The 16,915-nt window shown below is 60.8% G+C and carries 11 protein-coding genes, 2 tRNA genes and 1 pseudogene; 5 read left to right on the top strand and 9 right to left on the bottom strand.

Translation table 11 applies throughout. The features are described from left to right. Positions 1 to 96: 96 nt before the first annotated feature. Positions 97 to 362, top strand: a pseudogene (locus AC07V9_RS23160) (diguanylate phosphodiesterase); the annotation flags it as partial. 75 nt (positions 363 to 437) lie between these two features. Here AC07V9_RS23160 and AC07V9_RS23155 read toward each other — a convergent pair. The 5 genes from AC07V9_RS23155 to AC07V9_RS23135 all read right to left on the bottom strand — a co-directional run bounded on the left by AC07V9_RS23155 (position 438) and on the right by AC07V9_RS23135 (position 7,108). After that, positions 438 to 812, bottom strand: coding sequence for a hypothetical protein (locus tag AC07V9_RS23155; protein WP_495017969.1), 375 nt, complete (start codon positions 810 to 812; stop codon positions 438 to 440). After that, positions 809 to 1,153 carry a helix-turn-helix domain-containing protein gene (locus AC07V9_RS23150; protein WP_495017968.1) on the bottom strand — a complete coding sequence of 115 codons (345 nt, stop codon included), beginning with the start codon at positions 1,151 to 1,153 and terminating at the stop codon, positions 809 to 811. The genes AC07V9_RS23155 and AC07V9_RS23150 overlap by 4 nt, the downstream gene beginning before the upstream one ends. A gap of 259 nt (positions 1,154 to 1,412) precedes the next feature. Beyond that, a complete protein-coding gene (locus tag AC07V9_RS23145) occupies positions 1,413 to 1,862 on the bottom strand; it encodes a YkvA family protein (RefSeq protein WP_495017967.1) in 450 nt (149 codons plus the stop codon). Positions 1,863 to 2,288: 426 nt separating this feature from the next. After that, positions 2,289 to 3,083 carry a BamJ family beta-barrel-assembly machinery protein gene (gene bamJ, locus AC07V9_RS23140; protein ID WP_495017966.1) on the bottom strand — a complete coding sequence of 265 codons (795 nt, stop codon included), beginning with the start codon at positions 3,081 to 3,083 and terminating at the stop codon, positions 2,289 to 2,291. A 224-nt stretch (positions 3,084 to 3,307) separates the two neighbouring features. Beyond that, positions 3,308 to 7,108 carry a bifunctional nitrate reductase/sulfite reductase flavoprotein subunit alpha gene (locus tag AC07V9_RS23135; protein WP_495017965.1) on the bottom strand — a complete coding sequence of 1,267 codons (3,801 nt, stop codon included), beginning with the start codon at positions 7,106 to 7,108 and terminating at the stop codon, positions 3,308 to 3,310. A 680-nt stretch (positions 7,109 to 7,788) separates the two neighbouring features. Between AC07V9_RS23135 and nirB the strand changes: the two genes are divergently transcribed. Next, on the top strand, positions 7,789 to 10,350 hold the full coding sequence (gene nirB, locus AC07V9_RS23130) for a nitrite reductase large subunit NirB (RefSeq protein WP_495017964.1): 2,562 nt from the start codon (positions 7,789 to 7,791) through the stop codon (positions 10,348 to 10,350). Then, on the top strand, positions 10,347 to 10,724 hold the full coding sequence (nirD, locus tag AC07V9_RS23125) for a nitrite reductase small subunit NirD (RefSeq protein ID WP_495017963.1): 378 nt from the start codon (positions 10,347 to 10,349) through the stop codon (positions 10,722 to 10,724). Before nirB ends, nirD begins: the two co-directional genes overlap by 4 nt. Positions 10,725 to 10,939: 215 nt before the next feature. On the opposite strand, the gene AC07V9_RS23120 is transcribed toward nirD, so the two are convergent. Together AC07V9_RS23120 and AC07V9_RS23115 are read right to left on the bottom strand one after the other, a co-directional pair. Then, a tRNA-Asp gene (locus AC07V9_RS23120) sits at positions 10,940 to 11,016 on the bottom strand. A 20-nt stretch (positions 11,017 to 11,036) separates the two neighbouring features. Then, a tRNA-Val gene (locus AC07V9_RS23115) sits at positions 11,037 to 11,112 on the bottom strand. Positions 11,113 to 11,272: 160 nt separating this feature from the next. Here AC07V9_RS23115 and rdgC point away from each other — a divergent pair. After that, a complete protein-coding gene (rdgC, locus tag AC07V9_RS23110) occupies positions 11,273 to 12,193 on the top strand; it encodes a recombination-associated protein RdgC (RefSeq protein WP_166593397.1) in 921 nt (306 codons plus the stop codon). Positions 12,194 to 12,339: 146 nt separating this feature from the next. Further along, on the top strand, positions 12,340 to 13,302 hold the full coding sequence (locus AC07V9_RS23105; protein WP_495017962.1) for a bile acid:sodium symporter family protein: 963 nt from the start codon (positions 12,340 to 12,342) through the stop codon (positions 13,300 to 13,302). Positions 13,303 to 13,478: 176 nt separating this feature from the next. On the opposite strand, the gene AC07V9_RS23100 is transcribed toward AC07V9_RS23105, so the two are convergent. Continuing rightward, positions 13,479 to 15,353, bottom strand: a complete 1,875-nt coding sequence (locus AC07V9_RS23100; RefSeq protein WP_495017961.1) for an MFS transporter — start codon at positions 15,351 to 15,353, stop codon at positions 13,479 to 13,481. 247 nt (positions 15,354 to 15,600) lie between these two features. Further along, positions 15,601 to 16,737 carry a TDT family transporter gene (locus AC07V9_RS23095; protein WP_495017960.1) on the bottom strand — a complete coding sequence of 379 codons (1,137 nt, stop codon included), beginning with the start codon at positions 16,735 to 16,737 and terminating at the stop codon, positions 15,601 to 15,603. Positions 16,738 to 16,915: the final 178 nt, after the last annotated feature.

The raw sequence follows: 16,915 nt of genomic DNA, 5'->3' as shown, positions 1-16,915 counted from the left end.
TGATAACAAAGCGTCATCAAACACTCATGAACCTGTCGTGAAATACGGGGCTCGACGCCAAGGTGTCGAGCCCTTTTTTCTTGCCTTGAGATTGCCATGACCGTGACCGAACAGCTGAGCGCTTTGAATGCGATTCTGACTCACCGCGACTTGCACAGCCTGTTCCAACCGATTGTGTCGCTGTCCGACGCCGCATCCTGGGCTATGAATCCCTGACCCGCGGCCTGTCCAATAGCGCCCTGCACTCCCCCATCAGCCTGCTGGAAGCCTCGCACCCGCCAGGGCGCACGTTGCAGTTGTGGCAACGCTACGGCATCGCGCCGAACCGGGTGGTGGTCGAACTGACCGAACAGACCCCCACCGTTCGCCGAAGGCATCGAACTGCAGGAAGAGCTGGCGGTGCTGATCGACATGGGGCTGGGGAGGGCCCTCACGGCTTACTCTGGCTTCGCTGATTGCGAATACTCGAACTCAAACACTCGCACCACTTCAGCCGCGTGCCAGGAGGCTGCGGCAACACCGTCGGACGGCCCGGTGAAACGCCCCAGGCGTTCGACGCATTCAAAAAAGCCGGTGCGTGGCAGACGGCTGGCGCCTTGGCTGATGACCAGCGAGCTGCGCAACGGCTGTTCGGCGCGAGCGTCAATGGCAGCGAGATGTTCGAGGGCAGCGGTCAGGGTTTGCATCGCAGGCGTCGGCAATTGCAGGCGTTCGAGCAGAGCGCGATAAGTGACCAAGTGCCGTTGACGACGTGCAAGGTCCAGCTCAGCCAGCAGCGCTTGCCAGTGCTGACGGCTGATACGCACGCTCATGGCTCACCTCGCCAGCCCGGCACACCCAATTCCCACGCCAGACTTCGTCGAATCGCGGCATCAGGTTGGCGGCTGCCGTTTTCGATCAGTTCCAGGTACGACGGGCTGATGCCGACCGTACGCGCCAGTTGCGCCAGCTCCAGGCCCTTGGCCTGACGCAGCGCAGCCAGTTGATGGAGTGAAGGAAGGTCGCAGGCCGGCGGCGAGTCGGCAGCCTGTGCAGCGCTGACGGCGGGTTGCGGGCGGGAAACCCCGGCGGCCTGCAACAGGGCCTGATACTGCGCCCATGGCAGCACCGCGTATTCTGGCTCTCCATTGCGGGAAATAACCTGAAGATCCATACCACCCCCTGTAGGACGAAATGCCGTTGCTTGTAATCTTTTTCGTTGTAATGCGGCATCTTACCAGCGGATGAAGAGAACTTGCGTGCGATCTATCGACAGAGTTCTCTCAGGAGCGACGTTTTCAGGGGTAATCAACCTGTGGGTACGACTTCATTCGCGATGCGATCCAACAGGCGCCACTGATGCATCGTATGTTCGGCCATCGCGAATGACGTCGCTCCCCAAGGAATGCTCTGCAGCCCCAGTTGGCCCGGCGCTAATCCTTCTTTTCCCGCTCCAGCAATTTCGGCGTGGCGGGCAGGCGCTCGACCACGGCGAGCTTTTCCGGGGTTTGACGGTCGCGCCAGGCGCGAAAAGCACTGAGCTCCGCTTCGAGATTCTTCATGACCCATGCCAGCACCGCGATGTCATCGAGCATACCCAGCCCCGGAATCCAGTCGGGAATGGCATCAAGCGGGCTCAGAAAATACATCAAGCCTGCGACCACAGACAGAATCGCCTTGCCGCTGATGGCCCGGTACTCGCCCCGCCAGTAGGCCAGGCACAGCGCCTGCAGCAGTTTCAGATCATCCTTGAGCTTGCCCAGGCGGTTGCCTTCACTGGCCGCCTTGCCGGCCACGGCGAACAGCAGCGCCGGCAAACGGCCTGCTGCCATCAGACGTTTGGCCATGGGTATAAAACGAATGAGGTTCCAGGGTGCTTTCATGCTGACTCCAGCAACGTCGATAAAGAGCCGATAAAAATCGGCCAACTGGTCAATCACCACGGATGGAAGGACCCGATCGTGCAACACCGCGTTGCACGCATAAAAGGTTATCCACACAAATTGTGGATAACCTTGTGAACAGAGCCGAGTTTCGGCCCTGAGACGCCCGTTTTACAGGGGCTTGGCTTAAATCGCGCGTTTTTTACTCACATCAAAAAACGCAAAAAATCGTTGACTTGAACGTTTGCCGACGCTAACGGATGCCCCGCGAAAGCTGTCGACTGCGTCAACATTTCCCGACATTCGTCCAGCGCGCTGACGGTATTGGGACTGTAGCTGCCCGGCCCGGTTCGATTTTTTTTCGACAAAAACGAAAATGCCCCGTCGAGACGGGGCATTTCATTCAAGCGGCAATCGAGGTGTCGATTACTTCTTGGCAGCAGGCTTGGCAGGTTCTGCCGCAGGCGCCGCATCTTCTTCCTCGTCTGCGCCAGCAGCGCCGCCAGCGGCGTCGTTACCTGCAGCAGCCGGATCCTTGATGCCCAGCAGTTCCAGGTCGAAAACCAAAACCGAGTTGGCCGGGATCATCGGGCTTGGGCTTTGTGCGCCGTAGGCCAGATCGCTAGGGATGTAGAGTTTGATCTTCTCGCCAACGTGCATCAGTTGCAAACCTTCGACCCAACCCGGGATCACGCCGCTGACAGGCAGATCGATCGGGCTGCCGCGCTCGACGGAGCTGTCGAACACCTTGCCGTCAGTCAGTTTGCCTTCGTAGTGAACGGTCACGACATCCGTAGGCTTGGGTACAGGACCGTCGGCTTTCTTGATGATTTCGTACTGAAGGCCGGAAGCGGTGGTGGTGACTTCCTTGCGCTTGCCGTTCTCTTCGAGGAATTTCTTGCCAGCAGCTGCCGACTCTTCACTCATCTTGGCCATGCGCTCTTCAGCGCGCTTTTGCAGCTCGCCGAAGGCTGCAACCAGCTCTTCGTCTTTGAGTTTCTGTTCTTTCTTGCCGACGGCGTCTTCGATACCCAGCGCTACCGCTTTGGAATCCAGATCGTCCATGCCTTCCTGAGCCAGGCTCTTGCCCATGTTCAGGCCGATGCCGTAGGAAGCTTTTTGTGCCGGGGTTTTCAGTTCAACGGTGCTGGCTTGCTTGTCGCAACCCGCGAGTACCAGACCGACCAGGGCAATCGCCGCTGCCAACCGATGCTGTTTCATCCTGTTTCCTTGTTCATGCGCCGAAAGGGCAAACGAGTAAAGCCGCGAGCTTATCAGGCCGCCGCGATCAATGGCTACCGGCATGAGAGGGGGAAAAGGCAGATAAGTTCAGGTATCCAAAGGTTTTGTTCAATGATCGGGAAAACTGTTCAGTTTCGGTTCAGGCTCCTATCCGCGTTGACCATTTTGAAGCTCACGACGCTGGTGAAGCGGATCACCTCACGTCAATATACGTCCCGCACATAGCGCTTCTGCTCGGCCAACCCGCGCAGGTATTCGGCCGCTCGTTCGGCGCTCATCCCGCCCTGCTCGCCGATGACCTCCCGCAGCGCCTGATCGACATCTTTGGCCATGTGCGTGGCGTCGCCGCAGATGTAAATCCGCGCGCCGTCCTGAAGCCATTTCCATAACTCGGCGCCTTGCTGGCGAATCCGGTGTTGCACGTAGACTTTCTCGGCCTGATCGCGGGAAAACGCCAGGCTCAGGTTTGTCAGCAACCCGTCCTTCTGCATGTTCTCCAGCTCCTCGCGGTAGTAGAAATCCGTGGCAGCATGTTGCTCGCCAAAGAACAGCCAGTTGCGCCCTCGATCTCCTCGCGCCTGCCGTTCCTGAAGGAAGGCGCGAAACGGTGCCACGCCAGTGCCCGGCCCGATCATGATGATCGGCACGTCGCCATCGGCGGGTGGGCGGAAATGCTGGGTGGGTTGCAGAAAAATCGGTACCTCGCAGCCACCTGCCCGATCGGCGAGATAGGTCGACGACACGCCCTTACGCTGTCCATAACGCACGGCCGAAACCGTCAAATGAATGGCCTCAGGGTGGGCTTTTGAACTGGAAGCGATGGAATACAGACGCGGTTGCAGGGGCTTGAGATGGGTCAGCAGTTCAGGACCTGAGCAGCGCAGGGGAAACTCACGTAATACATCCGCCAATTGCCGGCCCCACAACCAGCTTTTCAACTCGCCTTTGAAGGGCTCGCCAAGCAGGGTTTTCAGCTCCTGACTGCTGCTGCGATCGGCGATGAAATGCAAGATTTCCGCGTTGGGCCGAGCGATTTCCAGATGCTCGCTCAAGGCCCGACGAAGCGAAACATCCCCCGCTTTGGCGACCTTGACTGGCTGCTCGGCCTTGAGGCCCGTGAGGTCGAGCAGTTCATCGACCAGCGCGGGGCAGTTGCGCGGCCACACGCCCAGTGCGTCACCCGCTTCGTAGGTCATGCCCGAATCGCCGAGGGTCAGGGCGAACTGTCGGGTGTCCTTGCTGGCGCCCTCGCCGTTCAACCGACGATTGACCGACAACCGGGCGGGATAAGGCCGTGCGCGAGTCGGTTGATCGGTTGGCGGCTCACTGACCCCGGCATCAGGGAGGTCCAGCGCCAGCGCTTGTTGCAATGCCTTGAACCAATCATTGGCGTGCCCCTGAAACTCCCCGTCACAATCCACGCGCGCCACCAGCGGCGACGCGCCCAAGGCGAGCAGGCGCTGATCGAGGTTCTTGCCGTGCTGGCAGAAGTTCTGGTAGCTCGGATCACCCAGCGCCAACACGGCATAACGCAGGGATTCTAGGCGCTGGGGTTGCGCGCTCAGCGACTGCCAGAAATCCTGGCCGTTGTCCGGGGAATCGCCGTCGCCAAAAGTGCTGCTGATCAGCGCGACGTTGCTCACTTGGTTCAAGCGGCTGACGGGGAAACTGTCCATAGCCGCGACCTGAACCGGCACGCCCGCCGAGCGCAAACGGCTGCCGAACCCCTTGGCCAACGTCTCGGCGTTGCCGGTCTGCGAGGCCCAGAGCAGGGTCAGCAACGGCTCGCCTTCGAGGGTTTCCTGCGCCTCGTCCTCGACCACGGGCAGGTCGAGAAAGCGATGACCAATCAGCTCGACCTTCTTCAAAGCCACTGCGCTGAACTTGAATTCAGGCTGCCGGGAAATCGGGTCGATGGCGTCGCTGGTGACGGCGTTGATCGCCAGACTCTCGCCATACACGTCATTCCAGTGAAACGGCGCGAAACAATTGCCGGGGCGCACCCGGTCGGTCACTAAGGCAGGCAATACAGCGTGACCTCGGGCCGAGCGCACCTCGACGGCATCCTTGTCGCGGATGCCCAGCGTTGCTGCATCATCGGGGTGAAGTTCGACGAAGGGGCCGGGGTTGAGTGTGTTCAGGGTGGCGACTTTGCCGGTCTTGGTCAGGGTGTGCCATTGGTGCTGCACCCGCCCGGTGTTGAGCACCATCGGAAAATCATCATTAGGCATTTCAGCCGGTGCCCTGTGCGGGCGCGGCCAAAACATCGCTTTGCCGTTTTCCGTGGCGAACACGATGGCTGGGCGATGGCCGCGATCGCCATGTTTCAACATCTGGCTGATGCCGTTGTTGAGGTAGCGAATCGGGTTGCGCGCGCCTTCGGCGTCCGGCGCGCAGGGCCATTGCAGCGATTGGTCGCGCAGGCGAGCGTAAGAGGCGCCGCGAATATCGTAGCCGGTCCTGGGGTTCCACGCCTGTTTGATTTCTTCGAAAACCGCCTCGGCGCTGGCATAGCTGAAACCTTCGGCGAAGCCCATTTCACAGGCCACCCGCGCGATGATCTGCCAGTCCGGCAAAGCATCTCCGGGGGCATCGACGGCCTTTTGCGTGAGGTTGAGGTTGCGCTCGGAATTGATCATCACCCCTTCGGCTTCCGCCCACAGCGCGCCGGGCAAAAGGATATCGGCGTAGCGATTGGTTTCGGTGTCGAGGAAGGCGTCCTGGGTGATCACCAGCTCTGCGGCCTGCAGGGCTTGGGTCACCGTGGCGCGGTTGGCGACGCTGGCCACCGGGTTGGTGCAGATGATCCAGCAGGCCTTGATCGCGCCGTCGCGCATCTGCTCGAACAGGTCGATGGTCCCACCGCCGAGGGTCTGACCAAGGCTGCCTCGCGGGATCGACCACAGGTCTTCTATGTAGCTGCGGTCCTGCTCCACCAGTACCGAACGCTGTCCGGGAAGTCCGGGCCCCATGTAGCCCATTTCCCGACCGCCCATGGCATTGGGCTGCCCGGTGAGCGAGAAAGGGCCACTGCCGGGGCGACAAATCGCCCCGGTGGCCAAGTGCAGATTGCACAGCGCGTTGGTGTTCCAGGTGCCGTGGGTGCTCTGGTTCAGGCCCATGGTCCAGCAGCTCATCCACTGCGGCGCCTGGCCGATCATCGTCGCGGCCTGGCGAATGTCAGCCTCGGAGAGCCCGGTGATCTGCGCGACCTTGTCTGGGGTGTAGTCGGCGAGAAACGCGGGCATCGCTTCCCAACCCTGGGTGTACGCGGCGATGAAGTCAGCGTCGAGGTCGCCGTTTTCCTGCAACAGATACAGCAGGCCATTGAGCAGCGCCAAGTCGGTGCCGGGCCGGATCTGCAGAAACAGGCTGGCCTTGTCTGCCGTAGCACTGCGCCGGGGGTCGACCACAATCAGCTTCGCCCCGGCCTTGACCCGATCCATCATGCGCAGGAACAGGATCGGGTGACAATCGGCCATGTTCGCGCCGATCACGAAGAACAGGTCAGCCTTGTCGAAATCGTCATAGGAGCCGGGCGGACCGTCCGAGCCCAGTGACAGTTTGTAACCACTCCCCGCACTGGCCATGCACAGGCGCGAATTGGACTCGATGTTGTTCGTGCCCACGAAGCCTTTGGCCAGCTTGTTGGCCAGGTATTGCGCCTCCAGCGACATCTGCCCGGAGACGTAAAACGCCAATGCATCAGGGCCGTCGCGGTCGAGGATGGCGCGCAGGCGTTGCGCGGTTTCGCTGATCGCCGCCTCCATGGGCGTGCGCACCGGGTCCTGGTTGCGCTGATGACGCAGGTACGCCGACGCCATGCGCCCGGACTCGGCAATCGCCTGTCCGCAGGTCGTGCCCTTGGTGCACAGGCGACCGAAATTGCTCGGATGGGCCTTGTCGCCGCTGACCTTGATTATCCGATTGTTCTCGACCTGCATGACGATGCCGCAGCCGACGCCGCAATAAGGACACACACTTCTCACGCTGTTGCTTGCCATATCCACGTTCCCGAGGCCAAAAAAAGACGCCCTGTTCTCCTCCGTCGAAAAACGGGGAGCACACGGCGCCTTTGTCGTGAAAATGGCAATCAGCGTTGACTGCCTGTAATGGAGGCTTTGCAAACGGCAGGCCAGTGTCTGGCGCCTGCGTTAAGTGGCGGACGGCTGCGTCCTTGGGCAATCGCAACTGCTACAGGTTGGGGCGATTTATTGCAGACCGCACCGTTTGCGTGCCGAAAACCGTACTCGATGCTGCCGAAGGCGTAGGAGCAAGCTTGCTCGCGATCGGCTGCGAAGCAGTCGCAAAACCTGACGACTCGATATGCCTGACGCAACCAAGGTGTCTGATTTTGCTGCCGCTTCGCGCCAGATCGTCAGCAAGCTGGACTCCTACGCCCTTTGGGCAGAATCAAACGCAACACGTATTGAGAAAGCCCTTTGAGCGGCAACCCTCCCCCGCTGGCACAGCCATTGCTACATCCCTTGCAAGTCCAGCCACACATGCGCGGCTGGCGGCTCAGGCCTGTCAATGATGACCGGCCACGGGTCGAGCAGGTTGCGCCGACAATGCGGTCGAGCGACAACACCTAAAAGAACAGGCAAAGGCGCCTGGAACCGAGAGGTTCCGGGCGCCTTTTTTTTTGCTTTCAAAACCTGATTGGCCTTGGCCGGGACTCGATATGAACACCACTGTCGCCCCTCTTGATGATGTGCAAACCCTGATCGTGGTCGGTAACGGCATGGTCGGTCACCACTGCGTCGAGCAGTTGATCGCGGCGGGCGCCCTGACCCGCTTTCGCATTCACGTCTTCAGCGAGGAAGGCCAGCGCGCGTACGACCGCGTGCACCTGTCTGAATATTTTGGCGGCCGCGATGCCGAATCCCTGGCCCTGAGCGACGCTACTTTATATGAACAAGCGGGCCTGACCTTGCATCTGGGCGTGCCGGTGCTGGAGATTGATCGCGTGCGCCGCGAGGTGATCACCGCTCAAGGCTGCTTCGGCTACGACAAGCTCGTGCTGGCGACCGGTTCCTACCCGTTCGTGCCGCCGATCGAAGGCGCCGAGGGCCATTCGCGTCTGGTGTACCGCACGCTGGACGACCTGGACACCATTCGTGCCGCCGCCACTCAGGCCAAGCGCGGCGTGGTTGTTGGCGGCGGCTTGTTGGGGCTGGAGGCAGCCAACGCGCTGAAGTCGCTGGGGCTGGAGGCTCATGTCGTGGAATTCGCGCCGCGCCTGATGCCGGTGCAACTGGACGACTTTGGCGGCGCAGCACTCAAGGCGCGCATCGAAGCCTTGGGCGTTGGCGTGCACCTGTCCCGTGCCACGCAGTCGATCAGCCAAGGCGAGCAGTACCGCTATCGGATGAATTTCGCCGGAGATGAATTCCTCGAAACCGACCTGATCGTGTTTTCCGCAGGCATCCGCCCACAAGACGCCCTCGCCCGCCAATGCGAGCTGGAGCTGGGCCCGCGCGGCGGCATCGCCATCGACGAGCACTGCCGCACCAGCGATGCCGACATCTTCGCCATCGGCGAGTGCGCGGCCTGGAACGGCAGCGTGTTCGGCCTGGTGGCACCGGGTTATCAGATGGCGCGCAACGTCGCCGCGCAATTGTGCGCCCTGGACGCCGCGCCGTTTTTCGGTGCCGACATGTCGACCAAACTCAAGCTGCTGGGCGTCGATGTCGGCTCCATCGGCGACGCCCACGGCGCACTGACCGGCGCGCGCAGCTACCGTTTTATCGACGAGGCAACCGCCAGCTATCGGCGCCTGGTGGTCTCTGCCGATGGCAAACAGGTACTCGGTGCGGTGCTGGTCGGCGACAACAGCTACTACGACACCCTGCTGCAATATGCGCAGAACGGCATCAAACTCCCCGCCGATCCGTCCAGCCTGATCATGCCCCAAAGCGAAGGTGCGCCGACCCTCGGTGCCGACGCCCTCCCCGCCACCGCGACCATTTGCTCCTGCCACAACGTCAGCAAGGCCTCCATCTGCTCGGCCATCGACGGTGGCTGCACGGATCTGGCCGGGATCAAGGCCTGCACCAAGGCTGCGACGGGTTGCGGCGGCTGCGCGGCGTTGCTCAAAAGCGTGTTCGAGCACGAACTGACCGCCCGTGGCGTCGCCGTGGACAAGAGCCTGTGCGAGCACTTCGCCTACACCCGCCAGGAGCTATACGCCTTCGCCCGGGTGGAAAACATCGAAACCTTCGAGGGCATGCTCGCCCGTCACGGCAGGGGCCATCTTGGTTGCGACATCTGCAAACCGGCGGTCGGCTCGATCCTTGCCTCTTGCTGGAACAAGCCGATCATGGACCCCTCCCTAGTGCCGTTGCAGGACACCAACGACACGTTCATGGCCAACATGCAGAAGAACGGCACGTATTCGGTGGTCCCGCGCATTCCGGCAGGAGAAATCACGCCCGAGGGGTTGATCGCCATCGGCGCCGTGGCGAAGAAGTACGACCTCTACACCAAGATCACTGGCGGCCAGCGCATCGACCTGTTTGGCGCGCAGCTGCATGAACTTCCGGACATCTGGGCCGAACTGATCGCCGCTGGCTTCGAAACCGGGCACGCCTATGGCAAGTCGACGCGGACCGTGAAGTCGTGCGTCGGCAGCACCTGGTGCCGCTATGGCGTGCAGGACAGCGTGAGCATGGCGTTGCGCATCGAGGACCGCTACAAGGGCCTGCGTTCGCCACACAAGTTGAAATTTGCGGTTTCCGGTTGCACCCGCGAGTGCGCCGAGGCCCAGAGCAAGGACATCGGCGTGATTGCCACCGAGAACGGCTGGAACCTATACGTGTGCGGCAACGGCGGCATGCGCCCGCGTCACGCCGAGCTGTTCGCCACCGATCTGGATGACGAGACGCTGATTCGCTACATCGACCGAGTGCTGATGTTCTACATCCGCACCGCCGACAAGCTGCAACGTACGTCGGTCTGGCGCGAATCGCTGGAAGGCGGGCTGGATTACCTGAAAACCGTGGTCATCGAAGACAGTCTGGGGCTGGCCAATGAGCTGGAGGAACAGATGCAACTGGTGGTCGACCGCTACGAATGCGAATGGGCCAATGCGCTCAAGAGCCCGGAAAAGCTCAAGCGCTTCCGCACCTTCGTCAACGACAAGAGCGCCGATCCGGACATTCATTTCGTCAAGGAGCGCAGTCAGCGACGCCCGGCGCGCAGCCATGAACTCAACCTGATTCCTGTCGAGGAGATCGCACAATGAGCCCGGCCAACGCAGCAATGATGGACTTGTCTAAAACCCAGGCCTGGCGCGCCGTCTGCGCCCGACAGGATCTGGTGCTCAATTCCGGTGTGGTGGCGCTGATCGGTCACACCCAGGTCGCGCTGTTCTACGTCGCCTGCATCAGCGGCACGCCGCAGCTGTTCGCCGTCGATAACCGCGACCCAGTGTCCGGGGTGAACGTGATAGGCCGGGGGCTGGTAGGGAGCCTGGCGGGGGATCTGGTGATCGCCTCGCCTTTATATAAGCAGCATTACCGGCTGGAAGACGGCACATGCCTGGAAGATGCGTCGCTGAAATTGCGGACCTGGCCAGCGCGATTGAATGGAGATGTGGTTGAGGTGGATGTGGGGTGATGTTCGCCCATGGTTGGCCTGCCTTGTGGGAGCGCGCTTGCCCGCGATTGCGGTAGATCAGCACTATTAATGCTGTTTGACCCAACGCAATCGCGGGCAAGCGCGCTCCTACGGGATTCGACGGGACATGACATCAAATCCCGGGCACAAAAAAAGCGACCCTGAGGTCGCTTTCTTTGTCGTTACGAGGAGTTCAAGGGCCTCGTAACTCAATATGGCGCAGCGGACGGGACTCGAACCCGCGACCCCCGGCGTGACAGGCCGGTATTCTAACCGACTGAACTACCGCTGCGCGTCTGCAACTACATCGAGTGGTGGGTGATGACGGGATCGAACCGCCGACCCTCTGCTTGTAAGGCAGATGCTCTCCCGGCTGAGCTAATCACCCTTGTCTCTCGGTGTGGCGCGCATTCTACGGAGCGTTCCTACCTCTGGCAAGCACTTTTTCAAATAATTTTTATAATCCAACCAAAGGGTTACATCAGGGTTGGCCGCAGGGTCGCGGGAGCGAATAATGCCCCCCTTTGTATAAAGGAGAGATGTACCCCATGTGGTTCAAAAACCTGCTTGTCTATCGCCTGACCCAGGACCTGCCATTTGACGCCGAGGCGCTGGAAACCGCATTGGCGACCAAGCCTGCACGCGCTTGTGCCAGCCAGGAGTTGACCACTTACGGTTTCATCGCCCCGTTCGGCAAGGGCGAAGACGCACCTCTGGTGCATGTCAGCGGTGATTTCCTGCTGATCTCGGCGCGCAAGGAAGAGCGCATTCTGCCGGGCAGCGTGGTCAACGACGCCCTTAAAGAGAAAGTCGAAGAGATCGAGACCGAGCAAATGCGCAAGGTCTATAAAAAGGAGCGCGATCAGCTCAAGGACGAAATCATCCAAGCCTTCCTGCCGCGCGCCTTCATCCGCCGCTCGGCCACCTTTGCCGCCATCGCACCGAAGCAAGGCGTGATCCTGGTCAACGCTTCGAGCCCCAAACGCGCCGAAGACCTGCTGTCGACCCTGCGTGAAGTGGTCGGCTCGCTGCCAGTGCGCCCGGTGACCGTGAAGACCGCGCCGACCGCCGTCATGACTGACTGGGTCAAGACCGGCCAGACCGCCGACAACTTCTTTGTTCTGGACGAGTGCGAACTGCGCGACACCCACGAAGACGGCGGCATCGTCAAATGCAAGCGTCAGGACCTGACCAGCGACGAGATCCAGCTGCATTTGAGCACTGGCAAGGTTGTCACTCAGCTGTCCCTGGCCTGGCAGGACAAACTGTCCTTCGTGCTGGACGACAAGCTGGGCATCAAGCGCCTGAAGTTCGAAGACCTGCTGCAGGATCAGGCTGAACAGGACGGCGGCGACGACGCACTGGGCCAGCTGGACGCCAGCTTCACCCTGATGATGCTGACCTTTGGCGAGTTCCTGCCGGAGCTGTTCGAAGCGCTGGGCGGTGAAGAAATCCCGCAGGGGATTTGACCCAGCGTCCGGACTCGTGTTGTTCCTGTAGGAGCGCGCTTGCCCGCGAAGGCGTCGTGTCAGCAGATAAATCTGAAGCAGACATGACGCATTCGCGGGCAAGCGCGCTCCTACAGTCGTGAAACCCACAATAAAAGGAGCAAGCCATGCGTGCACTGGCTGCATTGAGTCGTTTTGTCGGTAATACCTTCGCGTACTGGGTGCTGCTGTTCGCCGTGCTGGCGTTCCTGTTCCCGAGCTGGTTCATCGGGCTGAAAACCCTGATCGTCCCGCTGCTGGGGCTGGTCATGTTCGGCATGGGCCTGACCTTAAAGCTTGAAGACTTCTCCGAGGTCGTGCGCCATCCATGGCGCGTGGCGTTGGGCGTAGTCGCGCATTTCGTGATCATGCCGGGTGTGGCGTGGTTGCTGTGTCAGGTGTTCCACCTGCCGGCGGAAATCGCCGTCGGTGTGATTCTCGTCGGTTGCTGCCCGAGCGGCACGTCGTCCAACGTCATGACCTGGCTGGCCAAGGGCGACCTGGCGCTGTCGGTGGCCATCGCCGCCGTCACCACCCTCCTCGCCCCGCTGCTGACCCCGGCGCTGATCTGGCTGCTGGCTTCAGCCTGGCTGCCGGTGTCCTTCATGGAAATGTTCTGGTCGATCCTGCAACTGGTGATGCTGCCCATCGTGCTGGGCGTGGTCGCCCAACGCCTGCTCGGCGCCAAAGTGCAATTCGCCGTCGACGTGCTGCCGCTGATTTCGGTGGTGAGCATCGTTATGATCGTCTGCGCGGTGGTCGCCGCCAGCCAGGCGAAAATCGCCGAATCGGGCCTGCTGATCATGGCCGTGGTCATCCTGCACAACAGCTTCGGCTTCCTGCTGGGCTACTTCACCGGCAAGTTGTTCAAGCTTCCTTTGGCCCAGCGCAAGTCGCTGTCCCTGGAAGTCGGCATGCAGAACTCCGGCCTCGGCGCCGCCCTGGCCAGCGCCCACTTCTCGCCGCTGGCGGCCGTGCCCAGCGCGCTGTTCAGCGTGTGGCACAACATTTCCGGTGCGTTGCTTTCGACGTATTTCCGGAAGATGGAGCCGGATGTGGCGGTGACGGAAGAAAAGCCGGTGGTTGGCTGACGGCAATGTGTCAGAGAAGGCGTCTTGTCTGACACACCACGAAATCACACTGTAGGAGCGAATTCATTCGCGATGCGGTGGGACTTCCGACAATGATGGGTCGGATGCACCTACGTCTCGCGAATAAATTCGCACCCACAGAAAACCGCACTGCCAATCAGAACCGCGACGCCAGATCAGCGCGCCGCCCCTCGCAACTCAGCCACCCGTTCCCGCACCAACCCCGGCTGCGACTCATCCCCCGCCAAGGCAGGCCCGGCCACCAAGGTCACCCGTGACCACAATCGGCGGAACACGCCCTTGTTCGGGTCGCGGCTGAAGAAGCTGCCCCACAAGCCTTGCAACGCCAGCGGAATCACCGGCACGTTGGTTTCTTCGAGTACGCGGGTCATGCCGCCTTTGAATTCGTCGATCTCGCCGGTGGTGGTCAGTTTGCCTTCGGGGAAGATGCACACCAGCTCGCCTTCCTTCAGGTACTCGGCGATGCGTTTGAAGGCCTGATCGTAGATCAGCAGGTCCTCGCCACGCCCGGCAATCGGGATCGCACCGGCGGTGCGGAAGATGAAGTTGAGCACCGGGATGTTGAAGATCTTGTAGTACATGACAAAGCGAATCGGCCGGCGCACCGAGCCTGCGATCAGCAACGCGTCGACGAAGGACACGTGGTTGCAGACCAGCAACGCCGCGCCTTCATCAGGGATCTGTTCGAGGTCGCGGTGTTCTACGCGGTACATGGAATGGCTGAGCAGCCAGATCATGAAGCGCATGGTGAATTCCGGGACGATCTTGAAGATGTAGGTGTTGACCGCGACGTTCATCAGCGAGACGACGAGGAACAGCTGCGGGATCGACAGTTTCACCACGCTGAGGAAGATGATCGAGACAATCGCCGAGACCACCATGAACAGCGCGTTGAGGATGTTGTTCGAGGCGATCACCCGCGAGCGCTCTTTCTCCGAGGTGCGCGACTGGATCAGCGCGTACAGCGGCACGATGTAAAAGCCGCCGAACACGCCGATGCCGAGGATGTCCAGCAGCACCCACCAGGCCTGGCCGTACCCCAGCACCGCCAGCCAGTTGTTGGCCTGAATGTTCTGCGCGAAGCCGCCGGAATGCCACCACAGCAACAGGCCGAACACAGTCAGCCCCGCCGAGCCGAAAGGCACCAGGCCGATCTCGACTTTGCGCCCCGACAGCCGCTCGCAAAGCATCGAACCTGCGGCAATGCCGATAGAGAAAACGGTGAGGATCAGGGTAACGACAGTTTCATCGCCGTAGAGAAATTCCTTGGCGTACGCAGGAATTTGCGTCAGGTAGATCGCGCCGACGAACCAGAACCATGAGTTGCCGACGATGGAGCGGGACACGGCTTTGGTCTGGTTCAGACCGAGTTTGAGAGTGGCCCAGGATTCGCTGAAGATGTTCCAGTTCAGGCGCATCTCCGGGCTGGCCGCAGCAGCGGGAGGAATGCCGCGACTGGCCAGATACCCCAGGCAGGCCACCAGCACCATCGCTGTCGAGACGATGGGCGCGTAATGAGTGGCGGACATCATGATCCCGGCGCCGATGGTCCCGGCCAGGATCGCCAGAAAGGTGCCCATTTCCACCAGACCATTACCGCCCACCAGCTCATTTTCATGCAGATGTTGCGGCAGGATCGAGTACTTCACTGGCCCGAACAGCGCCGAGTGGGTGCCCATGGCGAACAGCGCCGCGAGCATCAGCGACAGGTGGTCGAAGAGAAAGCCCACCGCGCCGACCACCATGATGCCGATCTCCAGCACCTTGATCATGCGGATCAGTTTGTCTTTGGGGTACTTCTCGCCGAACTGCCCGGCCAGCGCCGAGAACAGAAAGAACGGAAGAATGAACAGCAACGCGCAGAGGTTGACGTAGATCGAGCGGTCGCCGTCGATGGTCAGCTTGTAAAGGATGGCGAGGATCAGCGACTGCTTGAAGATATTGTCGTTGAATGCCCCGAGGGACTGGGTCACGAAGAACGGCAGGAAGCGCCGCTTGCCCAACAAACTGAACTGCGTCTGACTCATCAAACAGATCCCTGAGTGGCGCCGCTGACCGGCTTTTGGATTGGAACGCTCAAGCGTCGATCCGAGCCACATTGAAGACGCAACCGCTCTTTGTGTCGATACACACTTTCTGTGGGAGCGAATTCATTCGCGAAAGATCTGCTTGGCGACGGATACCTATCGCATGTACCGACGTCTCATCGGAGTGCCGCCCAGAATAAATTGGCTCCCACAGTTTGATGCCGTGCAGGCCGTGAGAATCCTTACCCTTTCAACCTGCAATACACGGCGACACGAAGAGTTCTCCTTTATAAGCCCCCACCACCGTGCGCTTCATGATCACCAGCCACAGCGCTGCAAGGCCGGCCACCAACAGGCTGCCCAGGACAGCAAAAAAACTCAGATGCAGCATCGCCCCAAGCTTGAGCGTGGTCAGGGCAAATACCCCCAACGGGAACGTAAAGCCCCACCAACCCAGGTTGAACGGGATGCCGTGACGCAGGTAACGCGCCGTGATCAGCATCGCCAGCAACAGCCACCATACGCCCACGCCCCAGAGCATGACGCCCGCGATCAGGCCCAGCCCCGAGGCGATGTCACCCACGCCCGGCAGGCCATTGGCCGCGAAAATAGCCGGTGAGTCGGCGCCCAGCACCATCAAACCAAAGGCCCCGGTGCTGATCGGCCCCAAGGCCAGCCAGCTCGACGCGGCCATGCTTTCGTGCGGCAGTTTGTGCAGGGCCATGCGCAGCAGCAGGATGGTGAGGATGCTGAACGCCACTGGCACCGACAGCGCCCACAGCACGTAACTGGTGATGAGCACGCTGAACTGGCTGTGAGTGTCGATCAGATGCGGCGCCAGCAATCCCCCGCTGGCGGCGGCCACTTCAGCGGCCACCACCGGCAGCAGCCACACCGCGGTCATCTGATCGATGCTGTGTTGCTGGCGGGTAAACATCATGAATGGAATCAGCACGCCGCAGGCCAGGGACATCGCCACGTCGAACCACCAGAGCATCTCAGCCAGGGGTAAAACCGCGTTGCCCCAGCGCGGCAAGCCAAACGTCAGCAGGCCGTTGATGATCGTGGCCATGCCCATGGGAATCGTGCCGAAGAACATCGAGACCGTCGAATGCCCGAAGATGCGCCGCGCCTCATCGAAGAACATCACCCAGCGCGCGGTGTAGAGAAAACTGAAGGTCAGGAACATCACGATGTTCAGCATCCACAGGGCTTCGGCCACCTGGAACAGGCCAGGGATGCGGGTTGGAAGCTGCGTGAGCACAGCGGAGAGAATCCCGGTGCCCATGGTGGCGGCGAACCAGTTGGGAGTGAACTGGCGGATGACTTCCCGTGGATGGGTCAGTTGGCTGAAGGGTTTGCGGGGGATGAAAATAGCGCGGCTCATGGGTGGCTCCTGGCCTCTGGTGAGGTGATCGCCATGTTAAGCCGACGACTGTTATCTACTAAGCGGGTAGTTTCGCTATAGGTCATAGGTTTAATCGATATTCACGGTTTACTGTTTACTGTAGGAGCGCGCTTGCCCGCGAATGCGGTGTGTCAAACAACATCCATGACTCTGATGC

The sequence above is a fragment of the Pseudomonas sp. GW821-FHT02A11 genome (assembly GCF_059421985.1).
This window is presented reverse-complemented; position numbering and strand designations above follow the sequence as displayed.